The 26,382-nt window shown below is 68.5% G+C and carries 26 protein-coding genes; 11 read left to right on the top strand and 15 right to left on the bottom strand.

Translation table 11 applies throughout. The annotated features are described in order from the left end of the window. Window positions 1–117 precede the first annotated feature (117 nt). Window positions 118–1,344: a PQQ-dependent sugar dehydrogenase gene (locus tag AB7M35_RS15565; RefSeq protein WP_453961272.1), complete on the top strand. Its 1,227-nt coding sequence runs from the start codon at window positions 118–120 to the stop codon at window positions 1,342–1,344. Window positions 1,345–1,375: 31 nt separating this feature from the next. On the opposite strand, the gene AB7M35_RS15560 is transcribed toward AB7M35_RS15565, so the two are convergent. Continuing rightward, window positions 1,376–2,308 (bottom strand): GGDEF domain-containing protein, encoded by a 933-nt coding sequence (locus AB7M35_RS15560; protein ID WP_453961271.1) that lies wholly within the window; start codon window positions 2,306–2,308, stop codon window positions 1,376–1,378. A 209-nt stretch (window positions 2,309–2,517) separates the two neighbouring features. After that, the gene (locus AB7M35_RS15555; RefSeq protein ID WP_453961270.1) at window positions 2,518–3,639 is read right to left on the bottom strand and encodes a linear amide C-N hydrolase; all 1,122 of its coding nucleotides are present in this window, start codon (window positions 3,637–3,639) and stop codon (window positions 2,518–2,520) included. Window positions 3,640–3,811: 172 nt separating this feature from the next. On the opposite strand from AB7M35_RS15555, the gene AB7M35_RS15550 reads away from it, so the two are divergent. The 3 genes from AB7M35_RS15550 to AB7M35_RS15540 all read left to right on the top strand — a co-directional run bounded on the left by AB7M35_RS15550 (window position 3,812) and on the right by AB7M35_RS15540 (window position 5,751). Then, complete coding sequence (locus tag AB7M35_RS15550; protein ID WP_453961269.1) at window positions 3,812–4,342, top strand: helix-turn-helix domain-containing protein; 531 nt, start codon at window positions 3,812–3,814, stop codon at window positions 4,340–4,342. 9 nt (window positions 4,343–4,351) lie between these two features. Then, complete coding sequence (locus AB7M35_RS15545; RefSeq protein ID WP_453961268.1) at window positions 4,352–4,927, top strand: GNAT family N-acetyltransferase; 576 nt, start codon at window positions 4,352–4,354, stop codon at window positions 4,925–4,927. A gap of 119 nt (window positions 4,928–5,046) precedes the next feature. Continuing rightward, window positions 5,047–5,751, top strand: coding sequence for a glutathione binding-like protein (locus tag AB7M35_RS15540; protein ID WP_453961267.1), 705 nt, complete (start codon window positions 5,047–5,049; stop codon window positions 5,749–5,751). 146 nt (window positions 5,752–5,897) lie between these two features. On the opposite strand, the gene AB7M35_RS15535 is transcribed toward AB7M35_RS15540, so the two are convergent. Further along, on the bottom strand, window positions 5,898–6,626 hold the full coding sequence (locus AB7M35_RS15535; RefSeq protein ID WP_453961266.1) for a carbonic anhydrase: 729 nt from the start codon (window positions 6,624–6,626) through the stop codon (window positions 5,898–5,900). 292 nt (window positions 6,627–6,918) lie between these two features. On the opposite strand from AB7M35_RS15535, the gene AB7M35_RS15530 reads away from it, so the two are divergent. Then, window positions 6,919–7,731, top strand: a complete 813-nt coding sequence (locus AB7M35_RS15530; RefSeq protein WP_453961265.1) for a DUF1206 domain-containing protein — start codon at window positions 6,919–6,921, stop codon at window positions 7,729–7,731. A gap of 37 nt (window positions 7,732–7,768) precedes the next feature. Here the strand turns inward: AB7M35_RS15530 and AB7M35_RS15525 are convergent, their stop codons facing one another. Then, complete coding sequence (locus AB7M35_RS15525; protein WP_453961264.1) at window positions 7,769–8,389, bottom strand: glutathione S-transferase family protein; 621 nt, start codon at window positions 8,387–8,389, stop codon at window positions 7,769–7,771. A gap of 176 nt (window positions 8,390–8,565) precedes the next feature. On the opposite strand from AB7M35_RS15525, the gene AB7M35_RS15520 reads away from it, so the two are divergent. Then, window positions 8,566–9,423: a DUF3108 domain-containing protein gene (locus AB7M35_RS15520; protein ID WP_453961263.1), complete on the top strand. Its 858-nt coding sequence runs from the start codon at window positions 8,566–8,568 to the stop codon at window positions 9,421–9,423. 28 nt (window positions 9,424–9,451) lie between these two features. Here the strand turns inward: AB7M35_RS15520 and AB7M35_RS15515 are convergent, their stop codons facing one another. Next, window positions 9,452–10,222: a TSUP family transporter gene (locus AB7M35_RS15515; RefSeq protein ID WP_453961262.1), complete on the bottom strand. Its 771-nt coding sequence runs from the start codon at window positions 10,220–10,222 to the stop codon at window positions 9,452–9,454. Window positions 10,223–10,546: 324 nt separating this feature from the next. On the opposite strand from AB7M35_RS15515, the gene pheT reads away from it, so the two are divergent. The 4 genes from pheT (at window position 10,547) to folD (ending at window position 14,830) form a co-directional block, all read left to right on the top strand. After that, complete coding sequence (gene pheT, locus AB7M35_RS15510) at window positions 10,547–12,961, top strand: phenylalanine--tRNA ligase subunit beta (RefSeq protein WP_453961261.1); 2,415 nt, start codon at window positions 10,547–10,549, stop codon at window positions 12,959–12,961. A 133-nt stretch (window positions 12,962–13,094) separates the two neighbouring features. Then, window positions 13,095–13,385: a YggT family protein gene (locus AB7M35_RS15505; protein ID WP_453961260.1), complete on the top strand. Its 291-nt coding sequence runs from the start codon at window positions 13,095–13,097 to the stop codon at window positions 13,383–13,385. A 98-nt stretch (window positions 13,386–13,483) separates the two neighbouring features. Beyond that, the gene (locus AB7M35_RS15500) at window positions 13,484–13,804 is read left to right on the top strand and encodes a DUF167 family protein (RefSeq protein WP_453962545.1); all 321 of its coding nucleotides are present in this window, start codon (window positions 13,484–13,486) and stop codon (window positions 13,802–13,804) included. A gap of 126 nt (window positions 13,805–13,930) precedes the next feature. Next, on the top strand, window positions 13,931–14,830 hold the full coding sequence (gene folD / locus AB7M35_RS15495; RefSeq protein WP_453961259.1) for a bifunctional methylenetetrahydrofolate dehydrogenase/methenyltetrahydrofolate cyclohydrolase FolD: 900 nt from the start codon (window positions 13,931–13,933) through the stop codon (window positions 14,828–14,830). Window positions 14,831–14,895: 65 nt separating this feature from the next. On the opposite strand, the gene egtD is transcribed toward folD, so the two are convergent. From egtD to AB7M35_RS15445, 10 genes are all read right to left on the bottom strand, one after another. Further along, window positions 14,896–15,873, bottom strand: coding sequence for an L-histidine N(alpha)-methyltransferase (gene egtD / locus AB7M35_RS15490; RefSeq protein WP_453961258.1), 978 nt, complete (start codon window positions 15,871–15,873; stop codon window positions 14,896–14,898). A gap of 87 nt (window positions 15,874–15,960) precedes the next feature. Beyond that, window positions 15,961–17,244, bottom strand: a complete 1,284-nt coding sequence (gene egtB / locus AB7M35_RS15485; protein WP_453961257.1) for an ergothioneine biosynthesis protein EgtB — start codon at window positions 17,242–17,244, stop codon at window positions 15,961–15,963. A 123-nt stretch (window positions 17,245–17,367) separates the two neighbouring features. Beyond that, window positions 17,368–17,556 carry a Trm112 family protein gene (locus AB7M35_RS15480; protein ID WP_453961256.1) on the bottom strand — a complete coding sequence of 63 codons (189 nt, stop codon included), beginning with the start codon at window positions 17,554–17,556 and terminating at the stop codon, window positions 17,368–17,370. Window positions 17,557–17,601: 45 nt separating this feature from the next. Then, entirely contained in the window at window positions 17,602–18,282 is a 681-nt protein-coding gene (locus tag AB7M35_RS15475) for an LON peptidase substrate-binding domain-containing protein (RefSeq protein WP_453961255.1), read from the bottom strand. A gap of 59 nt (window positions 18,283–18,341) precedes the next feature. Further along, window positions 18,342–19,298, bottom strand: a complete 957-nt coding sequence (gene trxA / locus AB7M35_RS15470) for a thioredoxin (RefSeq protein ID WP_453961254.1) — start codon at window positions 19,296–19,298, stop codon at window positions 18,342–18,344. A gap of 192 nt (window positions 19,299–19,490) precedes the next feature. Further along, window positions 19,491–20,009: a prolyl-tRNA synthetase associated domain-containing protein gene (locus AB7M35_RS15465; RefSeq protein WP_453961253.1), complete on the bottom strand. Its 519-nt coding sequence runs from the start codon at window positions 20,007–20,009 to the stop codon at window positions 19,491–19,493. Window positions 20,010–20,146: 137 nt separating this feature from the next. Further along, entirely contained in the window at window positions 20,147–20,485 is a 339-nt protein-coding gene (locus tag AB7M35_RS15460) for a hypothetical protein (RefSeq protein WP_453961252.1), read from the bottom strand. Window positions 20,486–20,682: 197 nt separating this feature from the next. Then, a complete protein-coding gene (locus AB7M35_RS15455; protein ID WP_453961251.1) occupies window positions 20,683–21,108 on the bottom strand; it encodes a (deoxy)nucleoside triphosphate pyrophosphohydrolase in 426 nt (141 codons plus the stop codon). A gap of 4 nt (window positions 21,109–21,112) precedes the next feature. Next, window positions 21,113–22,348, bottom strand: a complete 1,236-nt coding sequence (gene argJ / locus AB7M35_RS15450) for a bifunctional glutamate N-acetyltransferase/amino-acid acetyltransferase ArgJ (RefSeq protein ID WP_453961250.1) — start codon at window positions 22,346–22,348, stop codon at window positions 21,113–21,115. Between the two features lie 16 nt (window positions 22,349–22,364). Next, window positions 22,365–23,255: a peptidylprolyl isomerase gene (locus AB7M35_RS15445; protein ID WP_453961249.1), complete on the bottom strand. Its 891-nt coding sequence runs from the start codon at window positions 23,253–23,255 to the stop codon at window positions 22,365–22,367. Between the two features lie 252 nt (window positions 23,256–23,507). Between AB7M35_RS15445 and secA the strand changes: the two genes are divergently transcribed. Further along, window positions 23,508–26,342 carry a preprotein translocase subunit SecA gene (gene secA, locus AB7M35_RS15440; protein WP_453961248.1) on the top strand — a complete coding sequence of 945 codons (2,835 nt, stop codon included), beginning with the start codon at window positions 23,508–23,510 and terminating at the stop codon, window positions 26,340–26,342. Window positions 26,343–26,382: the final 40 nt, after the last annotated feature.

The following is a 26,382-nucleotide window of genomic DNA, read 5'->3' as shown; positions in this document are numbered from 1 at the left end:
TGACGGCCCTCTCCGGGTTGTGCACCCCCGAAAGCGCGCCACGTTCCCTCACGAACCTTCGTCACACCGGCGCGCAGATCGCTGCCGCCGGCACCCGCAGGCAACCGTGAGGTCCCGATGCGTCTGATTGCCCTTCCCATCGCCGCAGCCCTTCTCTCGTCCGGCCCGGCGCTCGCCCAGTCCGCCCAGACGCGCGAGCCCGTCCAGACGGCGCGGCCGAACGCCCCGGACCAGAAGCCGGCATTTCCCGGACAGACCCGCGCCCCGCAGCCCGCCGAGGCGGCGAACGTCCGCACGGAGACGGTGGCCACCGGCCTGCCGCAGCTTTGGGCGATGGAGTTCCTGCCGGATGGCCGTCTGCTGGTGACGGCGAAACGCGGCACCATGCACGTTGTCGGCGGCGACGGCGCCGCCGGGCCGGCGATCAAGGGCGTGCCCGAGGTCGTCTCGCGCGGCCAGGGCGGCCTGCTCGACGTGGCGCTGGCACCCGACTTCGCCCGCAGCGGCATGATCTACTTCTCGTTCTCGGAGCCCCGCGACGGCGGCGCGAACGGGACCAGCGTCGCGCGGGCCCGGCTGCAGACCGACGCCAGCGGCGCCGGCGCGCTCAGCGGGACCGAGGTCATCTTTCGCCAGACGCCGGCCTACGCGGGCAACAAGCACTTCGGCTCCCGCCTTGCCTTCGCACCCGACGGCACGCTGTTCGTCACCGTCGGCGAGCGCTCCGACACGCCCATCCGCGACCAGGCGCAGGACATCTCCTCGGGGCTCGGCAAGGTGTTCCGCATCAATCCCGACGGGTCGGTGCCCTCCGGCAATCCGTTCGTGGGGCGTGCCGGCGCCCAGCCGGAAATCTGGTCGTACGGCCACCGGAACCTGCAGTCCGCGACCATCGATGCGCGCGGCCGGCTCTGGACGGTCGAGCACGGGCCGCGGGGCGGCGACGAATTGAACCGCCCGCAGGCCGGTCGCAACTACGGCTGGCCGATCATCACCTACGGTCTCGACTACAGCGGCGCGCCGATCGGTACGGGGATCACCAGCAAGGCCGGCATGGAACAGCCGGTCTACTACTGGGATCCGGTGATCGCCCCCTCCGGAATGGCAGCCTACGACGCCAACGCGATCCCGGAGTGGAAGGGGGCGCTGCTGGTCGGCGGGCTGCAGAGCCGCGGTCTCGTGGTGCTGCGGATGAACGGCGACCGGGTCGCGACCGAGGAATGGGTGCCGCTCGACGCGCGGGTGCGCGACGTCAGGGTCGGGCCGGACGGTGCGGTCTACGCGTTGACGGAAGCGCGGGGTGCCGGCAGCAGCATCGTGCGGATCTCTCCCGCCGGCAGCTGACCGGCGGCGTGAGGCGGGGCCGCCCGGGACCTCAACAGGCCGCGCTTGAGCGGCCCGAGACCCGGTGGTCCACCTCGATGCGGTCGCGGCCGCCGACCTTGGCCACGTAGAGGGCCCGGTCGGCGCGCGCGTAGAGTTCGGAAACGGAATCGAAGCGGTCGCCGACCGAGATGCCGGCCGAGAAGGAATAGGTGAACCCGGGTCGATCGGGCAGCGGCGACGCCATGCGGGTCAGCGATAGCATCTTGCCGACGATGAGCTCGGCCTCCGCCGCCGTCGTCCCCGGCAACACGAGCGCGAATTCCTCGCCGCCGACCCGACCGAAGCAGTCGAGGCGCCGGACGAGGCCCTGGAGCCGCTCGGCGAAGTCCTGCAGCACCCTGTCGCCGGACTGATGGCCGAAGCGGTCGTTGATGGACTTGAAGAAATCGAGATCGATCAGCACGAAGCACCCGGCCACGTCGTCGGGACGCGCCGAGGCCAGCATCTCCTCCGCCCGCGCCATGGTGTAGCGCCGGTTGGCGATCCCGGTCAGTTCGTCGGTGTGGGACGCCTTGATCGCGAAATCGCGGTCCTGACGGACCTCGCGATCGTCGGAGCGGAGGCTGGTGATGTCCGAGGCGACGCACAGCATCCAGCCGTCGGCGCTCACCGTCTCGGTCATCAGGAGCCAGCGGCCATCGGCGAGATCGGTCTCGAAGGCCCGGTAGCCCGTCTTGCCGCGCCGCGACTGGGTGTTCTTGAGCCAGCTCTCGAAATCGGGATTGCGGATGATCGTGCCGCGACCCGCCCGGTGGTTGCGGCGCATGATGTCCGCCCAGAACGGCGTCTCGCCTTCTTCCACGAAAAACGCCGCACGGAACGCGGCATTGGCGTAGCGCAGGCGATCGAAGCCGTCATACGCAGCGACCAGGACGGCCGTCTGCTCGTAAAGCTCGAAGAACTTGTCGTGAACGTCGTCCATGACCCGTCCCGTTGCGTCATCGCCGGGCCAGGCGCGAAGCTGAAGGCCTGAGCGGCACCATGTCGGCCTTTGCCGCATGTAAGCGAACAAGCGACAAGGTTAGCAGCCGGCGGCGCAGGCTCCAACAACAACCACGCGCACAAGCGCGCGGATCGGGCAGATCGGCATGACCCATCTGCCCGGGCGTTCGTCGGCGTTACATGGGCCGCCTATTTCGCGGCGTCGGGCGCGCCGAGTTCGTGGGCGACCTCAAACCCGTCCATCGACCAGGTCTGGATGTCCTTCGCGTCGAGATCCTGCTTCGTCAGGTCGATGACGCGGATGTCGCTATTTTCGTAGGTGCGGAAGTAGAAGCGCTTGTTGGCGAGATCGTTGGCGCTCGTCCACTGGGTGTAGTCGGAGACGATGTTGCCTTCCTTGTCCTTCTCGTCCTCGCGCGCCACGCCCTTGGGAATGTCGAAGTTGTTGAGGATGTGGAACGCCTGGAAAATGCCGTCCTGGCTGGTGGTGGTCGGGTCCACGCCCTTGGCGAAGATCGCGGCCCGCACGAAGCGCGACGGCGAGGTGAAGTCGCCCGGCATGCCCAGGAGGCCCGTGCCCTGCCCGAGGCCCTGGATGGTGACGTCGCCGAGCTTCTTCGGCGGCACGTTCTCAAGACCCAGGTTCACGTAGTTCTGCAGATTGGTCATGTGCCAGTCGAACGGCGGATTGTTGGTGATGACGCCGATGCCGTCGTCGTGGACGTTGAGCTTGCCGTCGACGTACTCGACCACGATCGACGCGCCCGACGGGTCCGTCACGACGTAGTGGACCGGCAGCACGATGTTGAACTGCTTGAAGACGACCGGGGCAACCAGGACCTTCGGCAGCGCTTCCTTGACCTCGGCGACCGTCGCGAAGCTGTCGAGCATGAAGGAGCCCAGCTCCCAGGGCGCCATCGTCTTCGCGGCGTCGTCCGCCGTGTAGGGCTGATAGCCGGCCGACTGAGCGAAGTAGAACAGGCCGACGGAAAGGCCCTTCTCGTTCAGTCCGTCGATGATCAGCGGCAGCCCCATCGGGTTGGTCCCGACGTTGGCGTATTTCGTGCTCCACTTGAGGCCGGGTGACCCGTCCGGCGTCGACCCGGTGCGCTCGTAGCCGCGCGGCACGACGATCACGCTCGATTCCAGGTTGACGTTGAACTCCATCGTGCGGGCCCGCACGATCGTCCCGTCGGCGGCCGTCAGCGTGATGCCCGTGCACGCCTGAGCGGCGGAGCCCCAGGCCATCGCAAGCGCGACCGCGGAGGCCATCACCTTCATCGAACCGGAAACCATCGTCTTCTTCGTCATTGCCGTCTCCAAAAAGCACCCCTGCCGGGGAAAGTGGGCTCGCGGGGAGCGGCCCCATTGGCGTCCCCCGCAATTGGCACGTCCTGCCCGAAGGACATTGACAACCCGCAAACGGCGCGCCAATTTCTCATATATGGAAATTTCTCTCTCATCTTCGGACCTAGACGTCCGCATGGCCAGCAGGCTGAAGGCGCTGCGGCACGAGCGCGGCTGGTCGCTGGACCAGCTCGCCGCCCGGACCGGGGTGAGCCGGGCGACGCTGTCGCGCCTTGAGAACGGCGAGGTGAGCCCGACCGCCAACGTGCTCGGCCGGCTGTGCGCGGCTTTCGGCGTGACCCTGTCGCGACTCATGCACCTCGTCGAAGGCGACTTCGAAGCCCGTCTCCCGCAGGCAGCCCAATCCCTCTGGACCGATCCCGAGACGGGTTTCGAGCGCCGGTCGGTGTCGCCGCCGTCCCAGATGCTGGCGGGCGAGGTCATCGAAGGCTCGCTCCGGCCCGGCAGCCACATCGCCTACGCCGCGCCGCCGCGCCCGGGGCTGGAACACCATCTGGTCATGCTCGACGGACGGCTGACGGTGAGGGTCGGCGACGTCGACCACGCGCTCGGCCCGGGTGACTGCCTGCGCTACCAGCTCCACGGCCCGAGCGCGTTCACGACGCCGGCCGATGCGGGCGCCCGCTATCTTCTCTTCATGGTGTGAGATCCGCCCATGCATCCGACCGCCGACGTCGCCGTCTCAACCCTTTCCGCCGATGCACTGGAAATGCGCCTCGGCGAACTCGGCGCACTGCTGCACGCCTGCGTGGCGGCGGGCGCGAGCGTCAACTTCATCTGGCCGTTCGCCCCCGCGGAGGCGGAGGCATTCTGGGAGCGGAAGGTGCTGCCCGCCGTTCGCGCCGGGACCCGCACCGTGTTGATCGCCGAGAGCGCCGGGCGGATACTCGGAACCGTGCAGCTGGATGCCGACACCCCGCCGAACCAGGCGCACCGCGCCGAGGTCGCGAAGCTTCTGGTGCATCCCGACGCCCGCCGGCGCGGCATCGCGCGCACCCTGATGAAGGCCGTGGAGGAGCGCGCCCGAACGCTTGGACGAACGCTCATCACCCTCGACACGCGGACGGGCGATTTCGCCGAGCCGCTCTATGCCTCGATGGGCTACGTGGCCGCCGGCACGATCCCCGGCTACTGCCTGGACCCGACGGGCGCGCGGCTCGATGCCACCACCATCATGTACAAGGCGCTGGAGGGCTCCCTGCCGGCCACCCATGCGACGGCCGGAGGCTGACGCGGCCGCGCTGCCAGCGCCCGCCTATCCCTATCCGATCTCAGCAGTTCTGGTAGGCTGCGGCGACCGCGCGGGACCGATCGCGTTCCGCGTCTTCCCGACACCCACCGGAGCCATCGATGACTGATCTCTCCGCCTTTCCGGTCGCCCAGCGCTGGCCGGCCAAGCATCCCGACCGTCTGCAGCTCTATTCGTTCCCCACGCCCAACGGCGTGAAGATCTCCATCGCGCTGGAAGAGATGGGGCTGCCTTACGAGGCCCACACGGTTTCGATCATGGAGAACGAGACCTGGGGCCCGGAATTCCTGGCCCTCAATCCGAACGGCAAGATCCCGGCGATCATCGACCCCGACGGGCCGGGCGGAAAGCCGATGGGGCTCTTCGAGTCCGGCGCGATCCTGGTCTATCTCGCCGACAAGACCGGCAAGCTCGTGCCCGCCGATCCGGCGCTGCGCTACGAGACGATCCAGTGGGTCTTCTTCCAGATGGGCCACATCGGCCCAATGTTCGGCCAGCTCGGCTACTTCTACAAGTTCGCCGGCAAGGACATCGAGGACAAGCGCCCGCTCGAGCGGTTCGTCAACGAGGTGAAGCGCCTGCTCGGCGTCATCGAGACCCGGCTCGAGGGCCGGGACTGGATCATGGGGGACGAGTACACAATCGCCGACATCGCGATGGTCGGCTGGGTGCGCGGCCTCGTCGGCTTCTACGGAGCGGGCGACCTCGTCGGCTACGACAGCCTGTCGCGCGTTCCGGCCTGGTTCGACCGCTGCATGGCGCGGCCGGCCGTGCAGCGCGGACTGGAGATCCCTGCCCGGCCCTGAGAAACGAAAGGGGTCCGGCCGCACGCGACCGGACCCCCGTAGCCTTGTGATGCTGCCGCGATGCCCGCAGTTTGGCCATCGCGGTCAGCGATAGCCCGACCGCTTCTCCGGACGGCGGCCCGGTGTCCGCTTCGCGGGAAGTCGCGTCAGACCAGATCGACCTTGCCGGTCGCGATGTTGTAGACGCCGCCCACGACCTTCACCTTGCCCGAGGAGACGGCCTCGGAAATGATCGGGGTCGCGGTCTTCAGCTTCTCCACGTTGTAGCGGACGTTCTCGGCGGTCGCCGCCACCATCGGATCGGCCGGCGTGCTGTCGAGAGCCTTCTGGACGCCCGGCTTCAGCGCGTCGATGAGGGACGGGATGTGACCCGGCAGCTCGGTGCCGGTCTGGATGACCTTGATGGTCGCGTCGATCGCACCGCAGTTGGAGTGGCCCAGCACGACCAGCAGCGGAATGCCCAGAACCGCCACGCCGTACTCGATGCTGGCAAGCCCGCTCACATCGACGAAATTGCCGGCGACGCGGACGACGAACAGCTCGCCGGGACCTTGGTCGAAGGCCAGCTCTGGCGAAACGCGCGAGTCGGCGCAGGACACCAGACCGCAGAACGGATACTGGGCGCCGGAACGGGCTGCCCGGCCGGCGGAGAAGTCCTTGTTCTGCGACGTGTTGGCAGCGTAACGAGCGTTGCCATCCATCAGGCGCTTCAGCGCCTCGTCGGGATCGATGTCATTCGGAGCGGCTGCGGGGGCGGTCGCCGTCTGCGCCGAGGCCGGCAGCACGAAGCTGCCGGCGGCTGCGGCCGTCGCCGCGAATGCACCCGCACCCAGAAGCCCGCGCCGCGTCAGGCCAGTGTCGTGGTCGTTGCACATTTGATGAACCCTCTTATCCAACGTCGCCGGGCCTGGCCCACCATCGGCGTGCCATCCCTCTCCCGTGTGGCACTTTGACCGCAAGCGGTTCCGGCGGCTACGGAAAAAGTCGGAAGATGTTCTCTTTCCCGCCCACCGGTTGGATTGCCCCACCGCCCGCTTTGGTGCCGGATCAAGCCTCCGCGCCGGCCCTTCAAGAAGCATCCGGGGGCAGTTCGCTCACCCTTCGCAAGGAACCCCCCGCGTGGCGGGACGTTGGTGCTGACAGGGTGCGGAGAGGCTTGATTATTTCATGGACGTATCGAACGGGCTGAACTGGGCGGCGCGCGGCGGGTATGCAGCGCGCGGCGTCGTCTACCTCGTCGTGGGATTCTTCGCGATTCTGGCGGCGGTCGGCTCGGGAGACACCCAGGACACCAAGGGCGCCCTGCAGAAGATGCTCGAACAGCCCTTCGGCGGCGTGCTGCTCGCCGTCGTCGGTCTCGGCCTGGTGGCGTTCGCCGGGTGGCGCTTCATTCAGGCGATCGGCGATCCCGACGACCACGGCACCGACGGCAAGGGCCTGGTGATCCGCTTCGCCATGTTCGCCAGCGGCCTCATCCATATCGGTCTCGCGGTCTTCGCGGCCGGGCTCGTGTTCAGCCTCGGACTGTCCAGCGGCGACGGTGGCGGCGGCGGCGACCCGACCAGCGGGTGGCTCTCGTGGCTGTTCGGCCAGGCCTGGGGCCGCTATGTGGCGCTCGCTTTGGCGCTGGTGCCGGTCGGCATCGGGCTTGCCCACATCCGCAAGGGCTACACGGCGGGCTTTGAGAAGTACCTGCGCCCGGAGTTCAACAAGGGCGGCCTGGTCAAGCCGATCTGCTCGTTTGGCCTGATCGCCCGTGGCGTCATCTTCATCGTCATCGGCATCCTCGCCTTCTATGGCGGCGGGATCTACGACGCCGGCGACGCGCCGGGCCTGGAGGACGCGCTCGGCTGGATCCAGGGCCGGCCGTTCGGCTGGCTCGCCCTCCTCGCCGTCGCCCTGGGGCTGGTCGCGTTTGCCTGCTACGCGTTCGTGGAGGCGGCCTACCGCCGCATCGGGATCGAGGACGCGAGCCTCTGATCGGCCGGGCAAACCGCCCGGCCGTTCGCCGCCGGCGTCAGATCGCTTCCTGCTTCAGCGCCGCCTTCACCGCCGCCCGCTCGGAGGTCAGCCGGAAGTGTGCGGAGAGCTTGGGGAAGCGGTTGATATCGACCCCGTCGGCCTCCAGCCAGCGCGAGATGGTGAACAGGTACGGATCGGAGATCGTGTAGGTCTCGCCGAACACCCACGGGCCCTCCAGCATGTGCGCCTCGATCATCTCGCAGCAGGCGCCCACGGACTCCGGAACCTTCTTCTGCATCGCCTCGATGGCGGCCGGATCATCGGCCCAGCGGCTTCCGCGGACCCGGTGCGCGTGCGCCACGTGGACCGTCGAGCAGAGATAGCTGTTGAACGACTGGATCCGGGCGAAGGCGAAGGGATCGTCGACGGGGGCCAGGCCGGCCTCGGGATAGGTCTGGGCGATCCAGGCCAGCAGCGCCGGCGTCTCGGTGAGGAGGCCGCGATCGGTCGCCAGCACCGGCACGCGCCCCTTCGGATTGACGCTCTGGTATTCGGGGGTGCGCTGCTCGCCGCTGGCGAAATCCACCCGGCGGAGATCGTAGGTCGCACCGGCTTCCTCCAGCGCGATGTGGACGGCCAGCGCGCAGGTTCCCGGCGCGTAATAGAGCGTGAGCATCCAAACCCTCCCCTTCTCAAGCGGCGCGCGGCCAGTTCCGACCGGCGGACGCGAACCACACCCTAAAGCATGTCCCGATGGACTCCGGAAGCCTCCGCGACACGCGCACGCGCCTGTCGCCCTGGATATGTCCCGGTGCCAACTTAGATGATGCCAGGATCGAGACGAACAGGGTCATGGGCACCACCGCGATGAGCAACCGACCGACACTTCGAGCGCACCGCCAAACTGGCCGCCGCGCCGCGCTGGCCGCCGCCCTGGCCGCGGCGCTTGCCGTCCAGCCGGCGTCCGCCGCCACCTTCAAGAGCCGCTTCGACATCTCGATCGCCGGCTACAAGATCGGTGAATCCAGCGTCACGGCGGAGGTGACGGACAGCTCCTACGCACTGTCCGGCGAGGGCAAGGCGAGCGGGCTCAGCCGCATCATCACCGACGCCCGCGGCACCGCCACCGCCACCGGCCGGATGGCCGGCGAGCGGCCGGTTCCGGCGTCCTACGGCTACCGCTGGATGGAAGGCGACGACGACGAGCGGCTGGCGATGACCATCCGCGGAAACGCGGTGTCGAGCCTGACGGTGACGCCGGAGAAGCCGAAGAAGGATCCCGAGCCCGACCGGGTGGTGCTGACCGACGCCGACAAGCGCGGCATCATCGACCCGGTCTCCGCCCTCATCTGGCAGGTGAAGGCGCCGGCCGACTCCCGGTCGTGCGACCGCACCGTGCCGATCTTCGACGGCGAACAGCGCTACGACGTGAAGCTGTCGCCGAAGCGCCGCGACCGCTACGACGGCGGCGACGAGGCCTATCAGGGGCCGGTCTTCGTCTGCCGGATCGACTACACGCCCGTCGCCGGCCACCGCCGCAACAAGCGCGAGATCCGCGAACTGCAGGAGAATACCGGGATGGAGGTCTGGCTGGCGCCGCTGCCCGAGCCGGGCACCGACACGGTGTTCCTGGTGCCCGTCCGCATCAAGATCCCGACCCGCTTCGGCGTGCTGGAGATCGCCATGGACCGGCTGAGCGTCACCGACTGACCGAAGGCGCGAAAAGCCGGGGGCGCGGTCAGCCGAACCCGATGCCGAAATACTTCAGCACCAGCCCGAGCCCGACGCAGGCGAGCACGATGTTGACGAACAGGCGCAGCGCCGTGACCGACATCCGGTCGCGCATGCGCAGCCCCAGCTTCTGACCGAAGAACGAGGGGATGCAGCAGGCGAGCCCCATGATCAGCTCGCCGCGGCCGAACAGGCCGAGCGCCGTCAGTCCGCCACCGACGATGAGCATGGTGATGAAGAACATCACCGAGGTGACCAGGGCGAACAGCCTGCGGTCGAGCCGGTAGGCAATGAAGACCGGGAGCGAGGGGAACGCCACGAACGACGTGGTGCCGGCGGACAGCCCCGAGATCAGGCCGGTCAAGGCCAGCGTGGCGGGCTTCGGCGGCGGGCTCAGCGGCGGCGAGACGCCGGCCAGCTGCGTCGCCGAGAAGAGCAACAGGAGCGTCCCGATGATCGCCTGGAGCGCCCCCTGGTCGAGCGAGGCGAAGATCCGGAGTCCGATCAGGATGCCGGTCACCAGCGCGACGTAGAACGGCCAGTAGGGCTTCAGCTGGGGCGCCACCTCGCGGCTGGCGTAGCCCTGCACCAGGTTCGCCAGGAACGACGGCACCACCGCGATGGCGATGGCGGAGGGCACCGGAATGAACAGCACGGCGACCGAGATCGTCACCATCGGCTGCCCGAACGAGGCCGCGCCCTTGACGAAGCCGCCGACCACGTAGAGCCCCAGGATCGCGGCGATGACGGGCAGCGTGTAGATGGGATCCGCGAACATCGGCGTCTGATCTTCTTGTTGTCGTTGGAGGCTGCGGAGCGGAAAGCGCGGAAGCAGGCCGGCAGGGCGCTCTTTGTCGCGCGTTGCCCGCCGGCGATCAAGGACCGGGCCGACAATCCAGCAATGCGGGATTCGCGCATCAAAAGACGGCGCCCTCGATCGACGGACCGTAGGCTATCCGCCGGGACGATCCCGGTTGGGACCCCACGGCCCCGCCCCGGTTCGGCGCGATTGCCGATCGCCGGGTGACACGCGAAGCAAAAATGCTCTAGATCAAGCCCGAACCGGATCGACCCGTTTTTCCACCGTCGAAGTGCTCCCACGATGAAGTTCACACTGTCCTGGCTGAAGGATCATCTCGAGACCGAGGCCTCCCTCGACACGATCGTCACCACGCTGACGATGATCGGCCTCGAGGTCGAAGGCGTCACCGATGCAAGCGAGGCGCTGGCGCCGTTCGTGATCGCCCGGGTGATCTCGGCCGAGCAGCACCCCAACGCCGACCGGCTGCGCGTCTGCATGGTCGATACCGGCACCGGCGATCCCATCCAGGTCGTCTGCGGCGCCCCGAACGCCCGCACCGGCCTCGTCGGCGTGTTCGCCCCGCCCGGCACCCACGTTCCCGGCACCGGCGTCGACCTGAAGGTCGGCGAGATCCGCGGCGTCGAGAGCCACGGCATGCTGCTGTCTGAGCGCGAGCTGGGGCTCTCCGACGAACACTCCGGGATCATCGACCTGGCCGCCGACACGCCGGTGGGCATGCCGTACGCGACCTGGGCCGGCCTCGACGATCCGTTGATCGAGATCGCCATCACCCCGAACCGCGCCGACTGCCTGGGCGTGTCGGGGGTGGCGCGCGACCTCGCGGCCGCCGGCCTCGGCACCCTGAAGGACGCCCCGATCGCCGCGGTCGCGGGCAATGGCCCCTGCCCGGTGTCGGTGACCCTGTCCTTCCCCGAGGGCAACCCGATCTGCCCGGCCTTCGCCATGCGCAAGGTGACCGGCCTGAAGAACGGCCCGTCGCCCGACTGGCTTCGCCGCCGGCTGATCGCCATCGGCATGCGCCCGATCAACGCGCTGGTCGATATCACCAACTTCCTGACCTACGACCGCAACCGGCCGCTGCACGTCTTCGACGCGGCGAAGGTGCACGGCAATCTCACGGTCCGCCGCGCCCGCGCCGGCGAAACGCTGCTTGCCCTCGACGGCCGCACCTACACCTTCGACGACACCATGTGCGTGATCGCCGACGAGAAGGGCGTCGAGTCGATCGGCGGCGTCATGGGCGGCGAGGAGACGGGCTGCTCCGAGGACACCACCGAGGTGCTGATCGAATCGGCACTGTGGGACCCGCTGTCGATCGCCCGCACGGGCCGCGCCCTCAACATCGTCTCCGACGCGCGCTTCCGTTTCGAGCGCGGCATCGATCCGGCCTTCACCCTCGCGGGGCTCGAGCTCGCCACGCAGATGGTGCTCGACCTGTGCGGCGGCACCGCCTCCGACGTGGTGCTGGCCGGCGAGGTCCCGGCCGAGCGGCGGACGATCGCGTTCCCGGTCGCCGAGGTGAAGCGCCTCTCCGGCCTGACCGTGCCCCACGAGCGGATCGTCGAGATCCTGTCGTCGCTGGGCTTCGAAGTCGCCGGATCGGGCGACGTGCTCGACGTCACCGCCCCGAGCTGGCGCGCCGACGTCGAGGGCAAGGCCGACCTGGTGGAAGAAGTCATCCGCATCGTCGGCGTCGACGAGATTCCGTCCCAGCCGATGCCCCGGCTCTCGCCGGTGTCCCGCAAGGTGCTCACGCCCATTCAGGTGCGCACCCGGCAGGCCAGGCGCACGCTGGCGGCGCGCGGCTTCGTCGAGGCGCTGACCTGGTCCTTCGTCTCCCGGCCCCACGCCGAAGCGTTCGGCGGCGGCAAGCCGGAACTCGCGCTCGCCAACCCGATCGCCAGCGACCTTTCCGACATGCGCCCCAGCCAGGTCCCCGGCCTGGTCCGCGCGCTGCAGAAGAACACCGACCGCGGCATGCCCGACCAGCCGATCTTCGAGGTGGGCCAGGTCTTCCTCGGCGACCAGCCCAATGACCAGAAGACGGCCGCCACGGGCGTGCGGCGCGGAACCGCGAAGCCCGACGGCGCCGGACGGCACTGGTCCGGCAACTCGGGTCCGGTCGACGTGTTCGACGCGAAGGCCGACGCGCTTGCCGTGCTCGCCGCCATCGGCACCCCGTCGGAGCGCGTGCAGATCAGCCGCGACGCCCCGTCCTGGATGCATCCGGGTCGCTCGGGCACCCTGCGTCTCGGTCCTATCGTGCTGGGCCATTTCGGCGAGCTGCATCCGAAGGTGCTGGAGCTTCTCGACGCCGACGGTCCGGTCGTCGTCTTCGAGCTTCATCTCGACGCGGTGCCGCCGACCAAGCAGAAGCCCACCAAGGTGAAGCCGGCGATCGCCATCAGCGACCTCATGCCGGTGGCGCGCGACTTCGCGTTCGTCGTCGACGAGGCGGTCGAGGCGGCCGATCTGGTGAAGGCGGCCCGCGGCTCCGACAAGACGCTGATCGCCGGCGTGGACGTGTTCGACATCTATCGCGGCGCCGGCATCGAGGCGGGCCGCAAGTCGATCGCCATCGAGATCACGCTGCAGCCGCGCGACCAGACGTTGACCGACGAACAGATCGACGCCGTCGGCGCCAAGGTCGTCGCCGCCGTTGCCAAGGCGACCGGCGGCGTCCTGCGGGGCTGAGCCCGAACGACAGCCTTGCCCGCCGTACCTTGCGGCGGGCGGGGGCGACCGTTATGTGACGGTCTGTTGCCACACGCCCCGCCGGTCGCACGACGGCGCGCGGACCATCGAGACCACACCGGCTGGAGCCAGCATGCTGTCGCTCATTCAGGTTCTCCTGCTCGCAATCAAGCTCTACACTTGGATCATCATCGGAGCCGCGATCTTCTCCTGGCTTTACGCGTTCAACGTCGTGAATCCGCGCAACCAGTTCATCGCGATGATCGGGAATACGCTGTACAGGCTGACCGAGCCGGTCCTGCGGCCGATCCGCAGCATCCTGCCGGATCTCGGGGGCATCGACATTTCCCCCATCGTCCTGCTGCTGCTGCTGTTCTTCCTCCAGCAGCTGATCGTCAACAACCTGGTGCCGCTGATTCTCTAGGGCCTTTTGGGCTCAGGTCTCCCCACCCGGGCGGCGCGATCTGAACGGGCACGGCGAGAACCAACGGGCAGCCGCCCCCGCTGACGAGGAGGCCGACCATCGCTTCCGACCGCCTCTTCGACCGCACCGATGACGCGGTGACCGTCCGCGTCCGATTGACGCCCCGGGCCGACCGCGACGCCGTCGACGGCGTCCGCGCCCTGTCGGACGGCAGCGAGGTGCTGGCGGTGCGGGTGCGCGCGGTCCCGGACAAGGGTGCCGCCAACAAGGCGCTCGAGGCCCTGCTCGCCAAGACCATGGGCCTGCCGAAATCCGCCGTCTCGCTGCGTTCCGGCCACACGGCACGGATCAAGACCGTGCGGATGGAAGGCGACCCCGATACGCTTGAGGCCGCCTGCAGATCCCTTCCTGCGGCGTGAACCGGAAAGCGATCAGCCACCAGACTGACGCCGATCAAAATTCCTGATTCTGCCGCGGCGGTGATTTCTCGCCGGCGCCGCATGTTCTAGGAAGACAGCATCCTTCCGACCGACCGGAGCCCCCGCATGAGCGCCACCATCATCGACGGCAAGAGCCGCGCCGCCGCCCTCGACGCCAAGGTCACCGAAGCCGTCGCTGGCCTCAAGGCCGCGCACGGCGTGACCCCGGGTCTCGCCGTCGTGCTGGTGGGCGACGATCCGGCCAGCGACATTTACGTGTCGAACAAGGTGCGGCGGACCGAAGCGGCCGGCATGCGCTCGATCGAGCATCGGCTGCCCGCCGACACCTCCGAGGACGACCTGCTGGCGCTGGTGGGCAGGCTCAACGACGATCCCGAGATCGACGGCATCCTCGTCCAGATGCCGCTGCCTAAGCACATCGACACCGACCGGGTGGTGATCGCCATCGACCCGGCCAAGGACGTCGACGGCCTGCACCCGATGAACGCCGGGCTGCTGGTTCTCGGACGCTCCGCGCTGGTCGCCTGCACGCCCCAGGGCTGCGTCGATCTCGCCAAGCAGGCGCGCGGCGGCGATCTCTCCGGCCTCGACGCCGTCGTCATCGGCCGCTCGATCCTGGTCGGAAAGCCGGTCTCGCTGCTGCTGCAGAACGAGAACTGCACGGTCACGATGGCCCATTCGCGCACCCGCGACCTGGCCGACCTCTGCCGGCGCGCCGACATCCTCGTCGCCGCGGTGGGCCGTCCGAACTACGTGAAGGGCGACTGGATCAAGCCGGGCGCCACCATCATCGACGTCGGCATCAACCGCATCGCCGCGCCGGAGCGCGGCGAGGGCAAGACCCGGATCGTCGGCGACGTGGACACCGAGGCGGCGAAGGCCGTCGCCGGCGCGATCACGCCGGTGCCGGGCGGCGTCGGCCCGATGACCATCGGTTTCCTGCTGGTGAACACGGTGATGGCGGCGTGCCGCCGGCGCGGGCTGCCCGCACCGACGATCGCGTAGGCTCAACGCGCCTCTCTGAAAGGCGGGGGCGGCTCTCCCGCCGGTCAGGAAAGCCAGGCGCGGCCTCAGGCGGCCGCGCGGACCAGGTGCAGGCTGAACAGCCCCTCGTCGTCGGTCCAGTAGGTCTCGGGCGTCCAGCCGGCCCGCTCCGCGAGCGCGGCGAACTCCTCGGGCGCGTACTTGTAGGAGCTCTCGGTGTGGATGCTCTCGCCCTCGGCGAAGCTGAAGCGCTCGCCGAGCACCTCCACCGTCTGATCGCGCAACGACACCAGGTGCATCTGGACGCAGCCCTTCTCGGGCACGAAGCGCGCCTCGTGGCGGAACGCGTCCAGATCGAACGTGCCGCCGAGCTCGCGGTTGATGCGACTCAACAGGTTCTTGTTGAACGACGCCGTCACGCCGGCCGGGTCGTCGTAGGCGGCGACCAGGCGCTCGGGATCCTTGCAGGTGTCGATGCCGATCAGCATGGCGTCGGCCCGGCTTTCCACCCGCAGCCGTTCCAGGAGCCCCGCGGCGGCGTCGGGCTCGAAGTTGCCGATGGTCGAGCCGGGGAAGAACAGCACCCGACGGCCCTCCGGCAGGTCGCCCGGCAGCGTGAACGCGCCTGTGAAGTCGGCGACCACCGGGGCCACCAGCATCTGCGGATAGGCGGCGCTGATGGTCTGCGCCAGCGCCACCAGCTGGTCGGCGGCGATGTCCACCGGCACGTAGACCGATGCCCGCTCGCCCAGCGCCTCCAGCAGCACGCGCACCTTGACGCCCTCGCCGCTGCCCGGCTCGATCACGATCAGGTCGTCGCCGAGGCTGGCGGCGATCGCGTCGGCGCGCTCGGCCAGCACCGACATCTCCATGCGGGTCGGGTAGTAGCTCTCGACCTCGCAGATCGCCTCGAACAGCTTGGCGCCCAGCGGGTCGTAGAGCCACTTGGGCTCCTGCGTCTTCGGCGAGGCGGAGAGGCCGGCGATGACGGAAACGGCGAAATCCTCGTCGAAAGGGGCAGGCTCGATCAGGTCGTCTGCGGTTGCGGTCTGGGCGAGAGCCATCGGCGATCCTCCGGTCGATGAACGCGGCGGCGCCGGTTTACCGGCACCACCGTCTGAACTTGCGTGATGTGAAGGGGTTCCGCCCGGTCAGCCGTCGCGCGCGAGCCTGAGCCCGGAAAACTGCCAGCGCTGGTGCGGGTGGAAGAAGTTGCGGTAGCTGGCCCGCGCGTGGGCGCGCGACGTGGCGCACGAGGCGCCGCGCAGCACCCACTGATTGACCATGAACTTGCCGTTGTATTCGCCGATCGCCCCCTCCGGCGGCACGAAGCCGGGGTAGGCGGTGTAGGCCGACTGCGTCCACTGCCAGACGTCGCCGTACATCTGGGTGAGGCCCGGCCCCGGCGCCGGCCGCGGCCGGAAGTGGGCCGCCTCCACGAAGTGGCCGTCGACCGGAACGCTCGCCGCCGCGTGCTCCCACTCCGCCTCGCGCGGCAGCCGGCACCCGGCCCAGCGCGCGAACGCGTCGGCCTCGTAGTAGCTGATGTGGGTCACCGGCGCGTCGGGATCGACCGGCTGGGCGCCGCGCAGGCCGAAGCTCCACCACTCCCCGTCGGTGTCGAACCAGTAGAGCGGCGCCGTCCAGCCCTCGGCCTCCCGCACGGCCCAGCCGTCGGAGAGCCACAGCGTCTGGCGCTCGTAGCCGCCGTCGGCCATGAACGCCTGCCATTCGCGGTTGGTGGCAAGCCGGCCGGCCAGCTCGAACGGCTCAAGGTAGACCTTGTGGCGCGGCCCCTCGTTGTCGAAGGCGAAGCCGTCGCCGTCGTGGCCGATCTCGACGAGGCCACCCTCGAAGGCCTGCCACTCGAGGTCCCGGGACCGGTTGGTGACCGCCAGCGGCTCCGGCGCGCGATAGGCCGGCTGTTCCGGATTGAAGGAGAACGCGTGCAGGAGGTCGGTAAGCAGCAGCTCCTGGTGCTGCATCTCGTGATGGCAGCCGAGTTCTATCAGCGCCGCGACCTCGCCGGCGGACGTCTCGGGCGGGTGCTCCAGAAGCTCGCCGACCGCGTGATCGATCGCCGCGCGGTACTCAATCACCTCGCTGGCGGTCGGGCGCGTCACCAGACCCCGCTTCGGCCGCGCGAAGCGGGTGCCGGCCTGCACGTAATAGGAATTGAAGAGATGGAGGTAGCGCTCGTCGAAGAAGCTGTAACCCGGCACGTGGGGCTTCAGGACGAACTGCTCGAAGAACCAGCTTGTATGGGCCAGATGCCATTTGGCCGGGCTGGCATCCTCCATCGACTGGACGACCAGATCCTCCGGCGTCAGTCCGTCGACCAGGGACAGCGTCCGCGCGCGCGTGCGCTGAAACAGTGCCGTGGACTCGGAAAGCGCGGCCTTCACGGCCCGCAGATTGGCTGTCGATCCGTTCAAGGTCACCCTCCGTTGCCTGATACCCGGTCAGCCGTTCAGGTCAACATGGGCGCTCCGGCCCGATTGTCGAGGGGCGCCTTGCAAAAAGAAAGTGACGCTTGGGCGGAACAAATCCGCCGGTCGTCAAACGTCCAGCGCGCGCGCCTCGTCGGGCAGCATGATCGGGATGCCGTCGCGGATGGGATAGGCGAGCTTGGCGGCGCGGGAGATCAGCTCCTGGTTGGCCGCGTCGTATTCGAGGGTTGTCTTGGTCAGCGGACACACCAGCATTTCCAGAAGCTTCGGATCGATCTTCTGTTTCGTCTCGCTCATCGTTCGCTCCAGGAAACATGAGTGCGGCGGCCCAGGCCGCCGCACTCAGTTGATGGTCGGGTTGTCGTCGCCGCCGGACCGGGCGAGCTCCATTTCGGTGATCGCCACCAGCGTCTCGGCGCGGGCCTTCAGGTCGGGGGCCTCGAGCAGCGCCTGCTTCTCGGCCGGACCGTACGGGCTCATCATTGCCAGCGTGTTGACGAGGATCTCGTTCGAGGCCTCGCGCACGCTCTTCCAGTCCGCCTGGAGGTCGTTGGCGGACAGATAGTCCCGGAACGCCTTGATCACCGCGTCGCGGTCCACACCGTCCTCGCCCCGCGCCATGCCGAGGTCGCGGGCATAGGTATCGGTGGAGATCCGGCACATCCGGAACGGCGTCGTGGTCGTCAGCTCTTCCTCGATGTGGAAGCGCGTGATCCCCGACAGCGTGATCAGATAGCGCCCGTCGCCGATTTCCTGGAACGCGGAAATGCGACCGAGGCAGCCCACCTCGCAGATCGGCGGATTGTCGTCGCTCTCGTCAATTCCATCGTCGAATCTAGGCTGCACCATGCCGATGACGCGGTCCGCCCGCAGCGCCGCGTCGATCATCGCCACGTAGCGCGGTTCGAAGATGGTCAGCGGCATCTGCACGCCCGGCAGCAGCAAGGCCCCCGTCAGCGGGAAGACCGGTACCACCACCGGCACGTCTGCCGGTCGTTCATAACTCTTGTTACCTGCACGCATCGCCTGACCCTCTGGATTGTCGGGCCGCCCCCGATCCCGAGTTCTATCCGGCATATAGGTCAGGAGAAGAGCAGCGACGACATTTTCCGGCGACCCATGATCGTCGCCGGATCCTTTGGCCCCCAGACATCGAAGAAGGACACGAGCTTGGTGCGCGCCGCGGCGTCGTTCCAGTCGCGATCGGCGGCCATGATCGCCAGCAGGTGCTCGACCGCCTTCTCGCGCGCGCCGCTGCCGGCCAGCGCCACGGCGAGATCGAACCGGGCCTGGTGGTCGCCCGGATTGGCCTGGACCTGCGCCTCGAGCGCGGACGCGTCGCCGGCTTCCGCCGCCTCGTCCGCCATCGCGATCGCCGCGTGGACCGCGGCCACGTGCGGATCCTTGCTCAGCTCCTCGGGGATCATCGCCAGCGTCTGCCGCGCGTCCTCGATGTCACCGGCCTCGACCTGGCACAACGCCAGGCCGGCGATCGCCTCGACCGAACCCGGATCCTGCTGGAGGATGTCGAGATAGAGCTCGACGGCTGCCGGCAGATCGCCGGACTGGCGCAATGCGTCGGCCTGCGCGAGCGCCTCGGCAACGGCGGCGCCCGGACCGCCGGGACCCGCGATCTGCGTCACGAACTGCTTCACCTGGCTTTCGGGAAGCGCGCCCATGAAGCCGTCGACGGGCTGGCCGTCCTTGAACGCGATGACCGCCGGGATCGACTGGATGCCGAGCTGCTGGGCGATCTGCGGATCGTTGTCGATGTTCAGCTTTACGAGCCGCACCGCGCCGCCCGCCGCGCGCACGACCTTCTCCAGGATCGGCGTCAGCTGCTTGCACGGACCGCACCACGGCGCCCAGAAATCGACCAGGACCGGCACGGTCCGCGACGCTTCCAGCACGTCCACGGCGAAGTTGCGCGTGGTGGACTCGATGATGACGCCGTCATTCGCCGCGGCGTCGGCGCCGGCCGGCGTCGCGCTCGCGATCTGGCGACCGTCGCTTCCGAGAAGGATCGGAGTGTCACTCATGGAATGTTCCTGTTCCTGCCGAGCATTCGACGTGTCTTCGTCCTGACGGGACTTACACCACGATCGGGCGTCGGCTGTCACCCGCCCCCGGGTCTCCATGCACGACGGCGCGCACCTGACCTCCACCCCTCGGGATGTGTCCTGGCCCCTGCATCGTCGCCCCGATCGTGAGATGGGTCGCGGCTGCGCCGATTACAAACCGGCGGCGATGGCTTCCTCGCTGACCGCCAGGATCTGCGGCGGATGCCCCTCGCCCGTCAGGAAGGCGACCAGATCGTCCCGGGCAATGGACGTGGTGGCGGTGTTTTCCAGCGGATGGAAATTGACGGTCTCGTGCGCCATCAGCGCGGCGTCGAGAATGACCGTAACCCGCCCCTCGCCGTCGTTCACGATGCCGAACGGCGTCACCGACCCGGGCGCGACGCCCAGCAGCTCCATCATGAGCTCCGGCTTGCCGAAGCTGACGCGCCCCTGGGCACCGATGAGCGTGTGGATCCGCTTCAGGTCGACCGTCGCGTCGGCCGGCACGGAGACCAGGAACACGCGGTCCTTCTTGTCTTTCAGGAATAGGTTCTTGGAGTGGCCGCCGGGAATCCGATGGTGGAGGTCTTCCGACTCCCCGACCGTGAACACCGCCTCGTGTTCGGTGGTCGGCGCATCGATGCCGAGGCTGGACAGCCGGGCGAGCAGGTCGGCGCGGGTAACGGGCATGGGCATTCCTGACTTGCGGCGAATCCCGTCATTCTAGCCGCGAACGAGCGCCGGTCGCCACATGCGCCCGCCAGACGCACGACGCCCCCGGACGTGTCGTCCGGTGGGCGCCGCGGCACGTGCTCCGTCATGGGCGCTCAGTAGGCCCGGAAGCAGACGCGCTCCTTCACCCAGACCCGCCGGCCGAGATAGGGGTCGAAGACCTTCACCCGCTCGATCCGGCAGCGGCGCGGCGGATAGAAGCCGACATAGCCGGGACCCCAGGCCGGATAGCCCGGACCGTAGTACCTGCCATGATGGCCACCGTGACCGTGGTGCCCGCCATGGCCGCCGCCCTTCTTCTTCACCAGCACCGTCCGGTCTTCGACCGTGGTGGCGGCACCCGCGCCCGACACCGGTGCCGCATTGGCACCGATCGACCCGCCGGCAACGGCGAACGTAGTGGCAATCAGAATGATCGTCTTTCTCGCAAACATGGCTCTCTCTCCTCCTGTCCGGCGGGACCATCCCTGCCGATGACGAGAGAATGGGGAGAGCGCCGCTGCGACGAAGTGACGCCGGTCACGCGAGCGGGAAACCGACCCCGACAACGCGCGAAATGGTGACGGAGGTCACGCGAAATGGCCGATTTCGGCCATTCGTTCCGGAGAATGACGGGCCGCCCGGCGGCGGCTCAGCCCAGCAGATCGATGAGGTGGGCCACCAGCGGCTCGTCGGCGGGCGGCAGCGGCAGCTCGCGCATCCGCTTCGGCCGGACCCAGCGCAGCGGCTGGCCTTCGCGACCCTGGGGCACGCCCTCCCAGCGCCGGCAGACATAGAGCGGCATCAGGAGATGGAAGTCCGGATAGGCGTGGCTGGCGAAGGTCAGCGGCGCCAGGCATGGCGGCGTGACGGCGATGCCGAGCTCCTCGTCGAGCTCGCGGACCAGCGTTTCTTCCGGCCGTTCGCCGGGCTCCACCTTGCCGCCCGGGAACTCCCAGAGCCCGGCAAGCGCCTTGCCTTCGGGCCGCTGCGCCATCAGCACGCGGCCGTCGACGTCCACGAGCGCGCAGGCGACAACGAGCACCATGCGGGCCGGGACAGTCGCTTCGGCGGCCATGCGGCTAGCTCCGGTAGTCACCGTTGATGGCGACGTATTCCTTGGTGAGGTCGCAGGTCCATACCGTGCCCGACCCGCGTCCGATGCCGAGATCGACGCGGATGGTGATCTCCGGCTGCTGCATGATCCGTGAAGCGGCGTCCTCGGAATAGTCCGGATCGCGCTCGCCCTCGACGGCCACGCGCACGTCGCCGAACCAGATGGCCAGCTTGTCGCGCTCGGCCGGCTCGCCGGCCTTGCCGACGGCCATGACCACACGGCCCCAGTTGGCGTCCTCGCCGGCGATCGCCGTCTTGACCAGCGGCGAGTTGGCGATGGAGCGCGCGATGGTGCGCGCCGAACCGGCCGACTGGGCCCCTTCGACGGTAACCGTCACGAACTTGCGGGCGCCCTCGCCGTCCTTGACGACCTGGTGGGCGAGATCCTCCAGGACCTCGTTCAGGGCGGTGCGGAAGCGGCGCGCCGCCGCCGAGGTCGCGCTTTCGATCGGCGCATTGCCGGCCGCGCCGGTGGCAAACAGCAGGACCGTGTCCGAGGTAGACGTATCGGAATCGATGGTGATGGCGTTGAAGGTGTCCTTCACGCCGGCCTGCAGCATCCGCTGAAGCGCGCCGGGCGCGATCGCCGCGTCGGTGGCGATGAAGGAAAGCATCGTCGCCATGTCCGGCGCGATCATGCCGGCGCCCTTGGCGATGCCGTTGATTGTGACGGTGACGCCGCCGCCGAGGTCCGCCGTGCGGGTGGCCCCCTTCGGATAGGTGTCGGTCGTCATGATCGCCCGGCCGGCCAGTTCCCAGCCGTCACCCGCCAGCTGCTGCACGCAGCCGCCGAGCACCGCCTCGAACTTCGACGGGTCGAGCGGCTCGCCGATGACGCCGGTGGAGGCGAGGAACACGTCGCTGGCCGGCACCGACAGCGCCTCGCCCACCAGGTCGCCGGAGATGGTGACCGCCTGCAGCCCCTTCTTGCCGGTGAAGGCGTTGGCGTTGCCCGAATTGACGAGCAGCGCCCGCGCCGTGCCGTTGCCGACATTGGCGCGGCACCAGTCCACCGCCGCCGACGGGCACTTGGAGCGCGTGAACACGCCCGCCACCGTCGTTGTGGGGTCGAACGCCATCAACAGGACATCGGTCCGGCCGGGATACTTGATCCCGGCCTGGGCCGTGGCCATCCGCACACCCGGAATGGCCGGAAGGTCCGGAAACCGGGCCGGGGCGAACGGGGAAACGGCGCTCGACATCGATCCGCCTCGTCTTCTACTGGCTTTTGCCGGTGGCAGCCGGAGCGTCGGACGAAGCCGGGGTCTCGGCGTCGCTGGCCCCATCGGTCGCGGCATCGGCCGGGGCGGCGTCGAGGCGCTCGATCTCGGCTGCGGCCTTGAGCTCGGCAAGCCGGGCGGTCAGGGCTTCGCGGACCATCGCATCGTGCAGCTGCTCCTGGACATCCTCGAACGCCGGCGGCTCCTGGGTGCGCTTATCCTCGACCTTGATGATGTGGTAGCCGAACTGGGTCTTCACCGGCGTTTCGGTGTAGGTGCCCGGCTCCAGCGCGAAGGCGGCCGCCTCGAATTCCGGGACCATCTGGCCCTTGGCGAAGTAGCCGAGCTCGCCGCCGTTGGGGCCGGAGGGACCGGTGGAGTTGGCCTTGGCCAGCTCGGCGAAATCGGCGCCGCCATCGAGTTCGGCGATCAGCTTCTTCGCCTCGTCCTCGGATTCCACCAGGATGTGGCTCGCCTTGACCTCTTCCTGCGGGTCCAGCTTGGCGATCTCTTCCTGGTAGCGGGCCCGGACGTCGTCCTCGGTGACCGCCTGCTCGATCTTCTGCTCGAAATAGATGTCGCGCAGGGCCTGGGCCTGGAGGAACGCCAGCTCGATCTTGTAGTCGTCGGTCTGGTCGATGCCGGCCGCGCGGGCCGCATTGGCCATCACCTGCAGGTCGATGAGCGCCTGGATGACGACCTCGCGCCGCTGCTCCTCGGGCACCTGGGCCAGACGGGAGGCCAGCATCTCGCTGGCCCGCGACACGTCGGCGTCGGTAATCGTGACGTCGCCGACGCGGGCGACATCCTGCGCCATTGTCGCAGTGGCGGCGGGGATAGCCAGCGCTGCAGCAAGCAGGCACGAGCGGGCGAAGGGGGTGATGCGCATTAATTCTGCCTTTCCGAAATCGAGCGTCGCCACCCGAAGCGCCGGCACACTGTCCGAAAGCGGTCACGTTGACAACCACCAGACCCCCTCTTATGTCTCGGCTGCCGCCTCGGACCTCGTGTGACCCGCGATTGGTCCTCCCCGTCCGGCAAGCGTATTCCCATATCGGTCGAAGAGGTCGACCCCGGGGCTTCCGGCGAGGCACCCAGCCGGCTTAAAATTTCACTGTCCCCCTCGGAGGTTAGAGCGGCCATGATCGGGCTCGGCGGACTGACCCGAAAGATGTTCGGTACCGCGAACGACCGCAAGCTCAAGAGCTTTGCCGGCCGCGTGGAAGCCATCAATGCACTGGAGCCCGAGGTCCGGGCTCTCGACGACGATGCCCTCAGGGCGCGCACCCAGGCGTTCCGCGCCGAGATCGCGGCCGGCAAGTCGGTCGACGATCTGCTGGTGCCCGCGTTCGCAACCGTCCGCGAGGCCGCCCGGCGGGCGCTCGGCCAGCGGCATTTCGACGTCCAGCTGATCGGCGGCATGGTGCTGCACGGTGGCGGCATCGCCGAAATGAAGACCGGCGAAGGCAAGACCCTCGTCGCCACGCTGCCGACCTATCTCAACGCGCTCTCCGGCAAGGGCGTGCACGTCGTCACGGTCAACGACTACCTGGCCACGCGCGACGCCGACTGGATGGGCCAGGTCTACCGGTTCCTGGGCCTGACCGTCGGCAAGATCGTGCACGGCATGTCCGACGACCAGCGCCGCGCCGCCTATGCCTGCGACATCACGTACGGCACCAACAACGAATTCGGCTTCGACTACCTGCGCGACAACCTGAAATACGAGATCGGCACGATGGCCCAGCGCGGCCATGCCTTCGCGATCGTCGACGAGGTGGATTCGATCCTCATCGACGAGGCGCGCACGCCGCTCATCATTTCCGGTCCGCTGGAGGACCGCTCCGAGTTCTACACCGCCATCGACACCTTCATCCCGCAGCTCACCGACGAGGACTTCGAGCTCGACGAGAAGCAGCGCTCCGCCTCGTTCACCGAGGCCGGCAACGAGAAGCTCGAGCAGTTGCTCGGCGCCGCCGGACAGCTGAAGGGCGAGTCGCTCTACGACATCGAGAACGTCTCCGTCGTCCACCACCTGCAGCAGGCGCTGCGCGCCCACAAGCTGTTCCAGCGCGACCGCGACTACATCGTGAAGAGCGGCGAGGTCGTCATCATCGACGAGTTCACCGGCCGCATGATGCCCGGCCGGCGCTATGGCGACGGCCTGCACCAAGCACTGGAGGCCAAGGAAAAGGTCGCGATCCAGCCCGAGAACCAGACGATCGCGTCGATCACGTTCCAGAACTACTTCCGCATGTACGACAAGCTGGCCGGCATGACCGGCACGGCGCTGACGGAAGCGGACGAATTCCTCGACATCTACAACCTCGAGGTCGTCGAGATCCCGACCAACGTGCCGGTCTCGCGCATCGACGACGACGATGAGGTCTACCGCACGGCGGACGAGAAATACGCGGCGATCATCGAGCTCATCAAGGACTGCCACGAGCGCGGCCAGCCGCTGCTCGTCGGCACCACCTCGATCGAGAAGTCGGAGATCCTCGCGGAGACGCTGAAGAAGGCCGGCTATCGCCAGCGCGACTTCTCCGCTCTCTACGACCCCGACGCCAAGGACGCCGCCAAGGTCTTCCAGGTCCTGAACGCCCGCTACCACGAGCAGGAGGCCCACATCATCGCCCAGGCCGGCATCCCCGGCGCGGTGACGATCGCGACCAACATGGCCGGCCGCGGCACCGACATCCAGCTCGGCGGCAGCGCCGACCTGCGCATCGCCCAGGAACTGGCCGAGATGCCGGAGGGCCCCGAGCGCGAACAGCGCGAACAGGAGATCCGCGCGGCGGTCGCCAAGCTCAAGGAACGCGCGCTCGCCGCCGGCGGCCTCTACGTGGTCGGCACCGAGCGCCACGAGAGCCGGCGCATCGACAACCAGCTGCGCGGCCGCTCCGGCCGCCAGGGCGACCCCGGCCACTCCAAGTTCTTCCTGTCGCTGCAGGACGACCTGATGCGGATCTTCGGGTCCGACCGGATGGACGGCATGCTCCAGCGCCTCGGCCTGCAGGAGGGCGAGGCGATCGTCCACCCGTGGATCAACCGCGCGCTCGAGAAGGCCCAGTCGAAGGTCGAGGCCCGCAACTTCGACCAGCGCAAGAACGTCCTCAAGTACGACGACGTGATGAACGACCAGCGCAAGGTCGTGTTCGAGCAGCGGCTCGAGCTGATGACCGGCGAAACCGTCCAGGAGACGGTGGCCGACATGCGCTACGACGTGGTGGAAAGCCTCGTCGCCAAGTACATTCCGGAGAAGGCATATCCGGAACAGTGGGACACCGACGGCCTGAAGCTCGCCGTCCAGCAGGTGCTGAACCTCGACCTCCCAGTCGACGCTTGGGCCAAGGAAGAGGGCATCGCCGACGAGGAGGTCAAGGACCGCCTCGTGAAGGCCGTCGACCAGGCCGCCGCCCGCAAGGTCGCCAAGTACGGCCCGGATCTGTGGCGCCAGGTCGAGAAGTCGGTGATCCTCCAGATGCTCGACCACCTCTGGCGCGAGCACCTGGCAACCCTCGATCACCTGCGGTCGGTGGTCGGCTTCCGCGGCTACGCCCAGCGCGATCCGCTGCAGGAGTACAAGACCGAGGCGTTCTCGCTGTTCGAGGCGATGCTCGCGAGCCTGCGGGAAATGACCACGACGCAGCTCGCCCGCATCGAGCTGCAGCAGGCCCCGCCCCCGCCGACCGATGCCGACATGCCGGAGATGCACGCCCATCACGCCGATCCGACCACCGGAGAGGACGAGATGGAGCTTGCCGACGCGGAGCTCGCCTACGAGGGCGCGCGGACCGGCGGCAACGGCGCGGCGCCTCAGCGCAGCAGGCCCACGCCCGCTCCGGTCGACACGGTCCCGGCCGCCAACCGCAACCCCAACGATCCGCGGACGTGGGGCAAGGTTGGCCGCAACGAGCAGTGCCCGTGCGGCTCGGGCAAGAAGTTCAAGCACTGCCACGGAAAATTCGGCTGAGCCGGCTTTCCACGCGGCCTGTCCGGGCGCTCGCATGAGC

It is taken from the genome of Amorphus suaedae, assembly GCF_053629675.1.
This window is presented reverse-complemented; position numbering and strand designations above follow the sequence as displayed.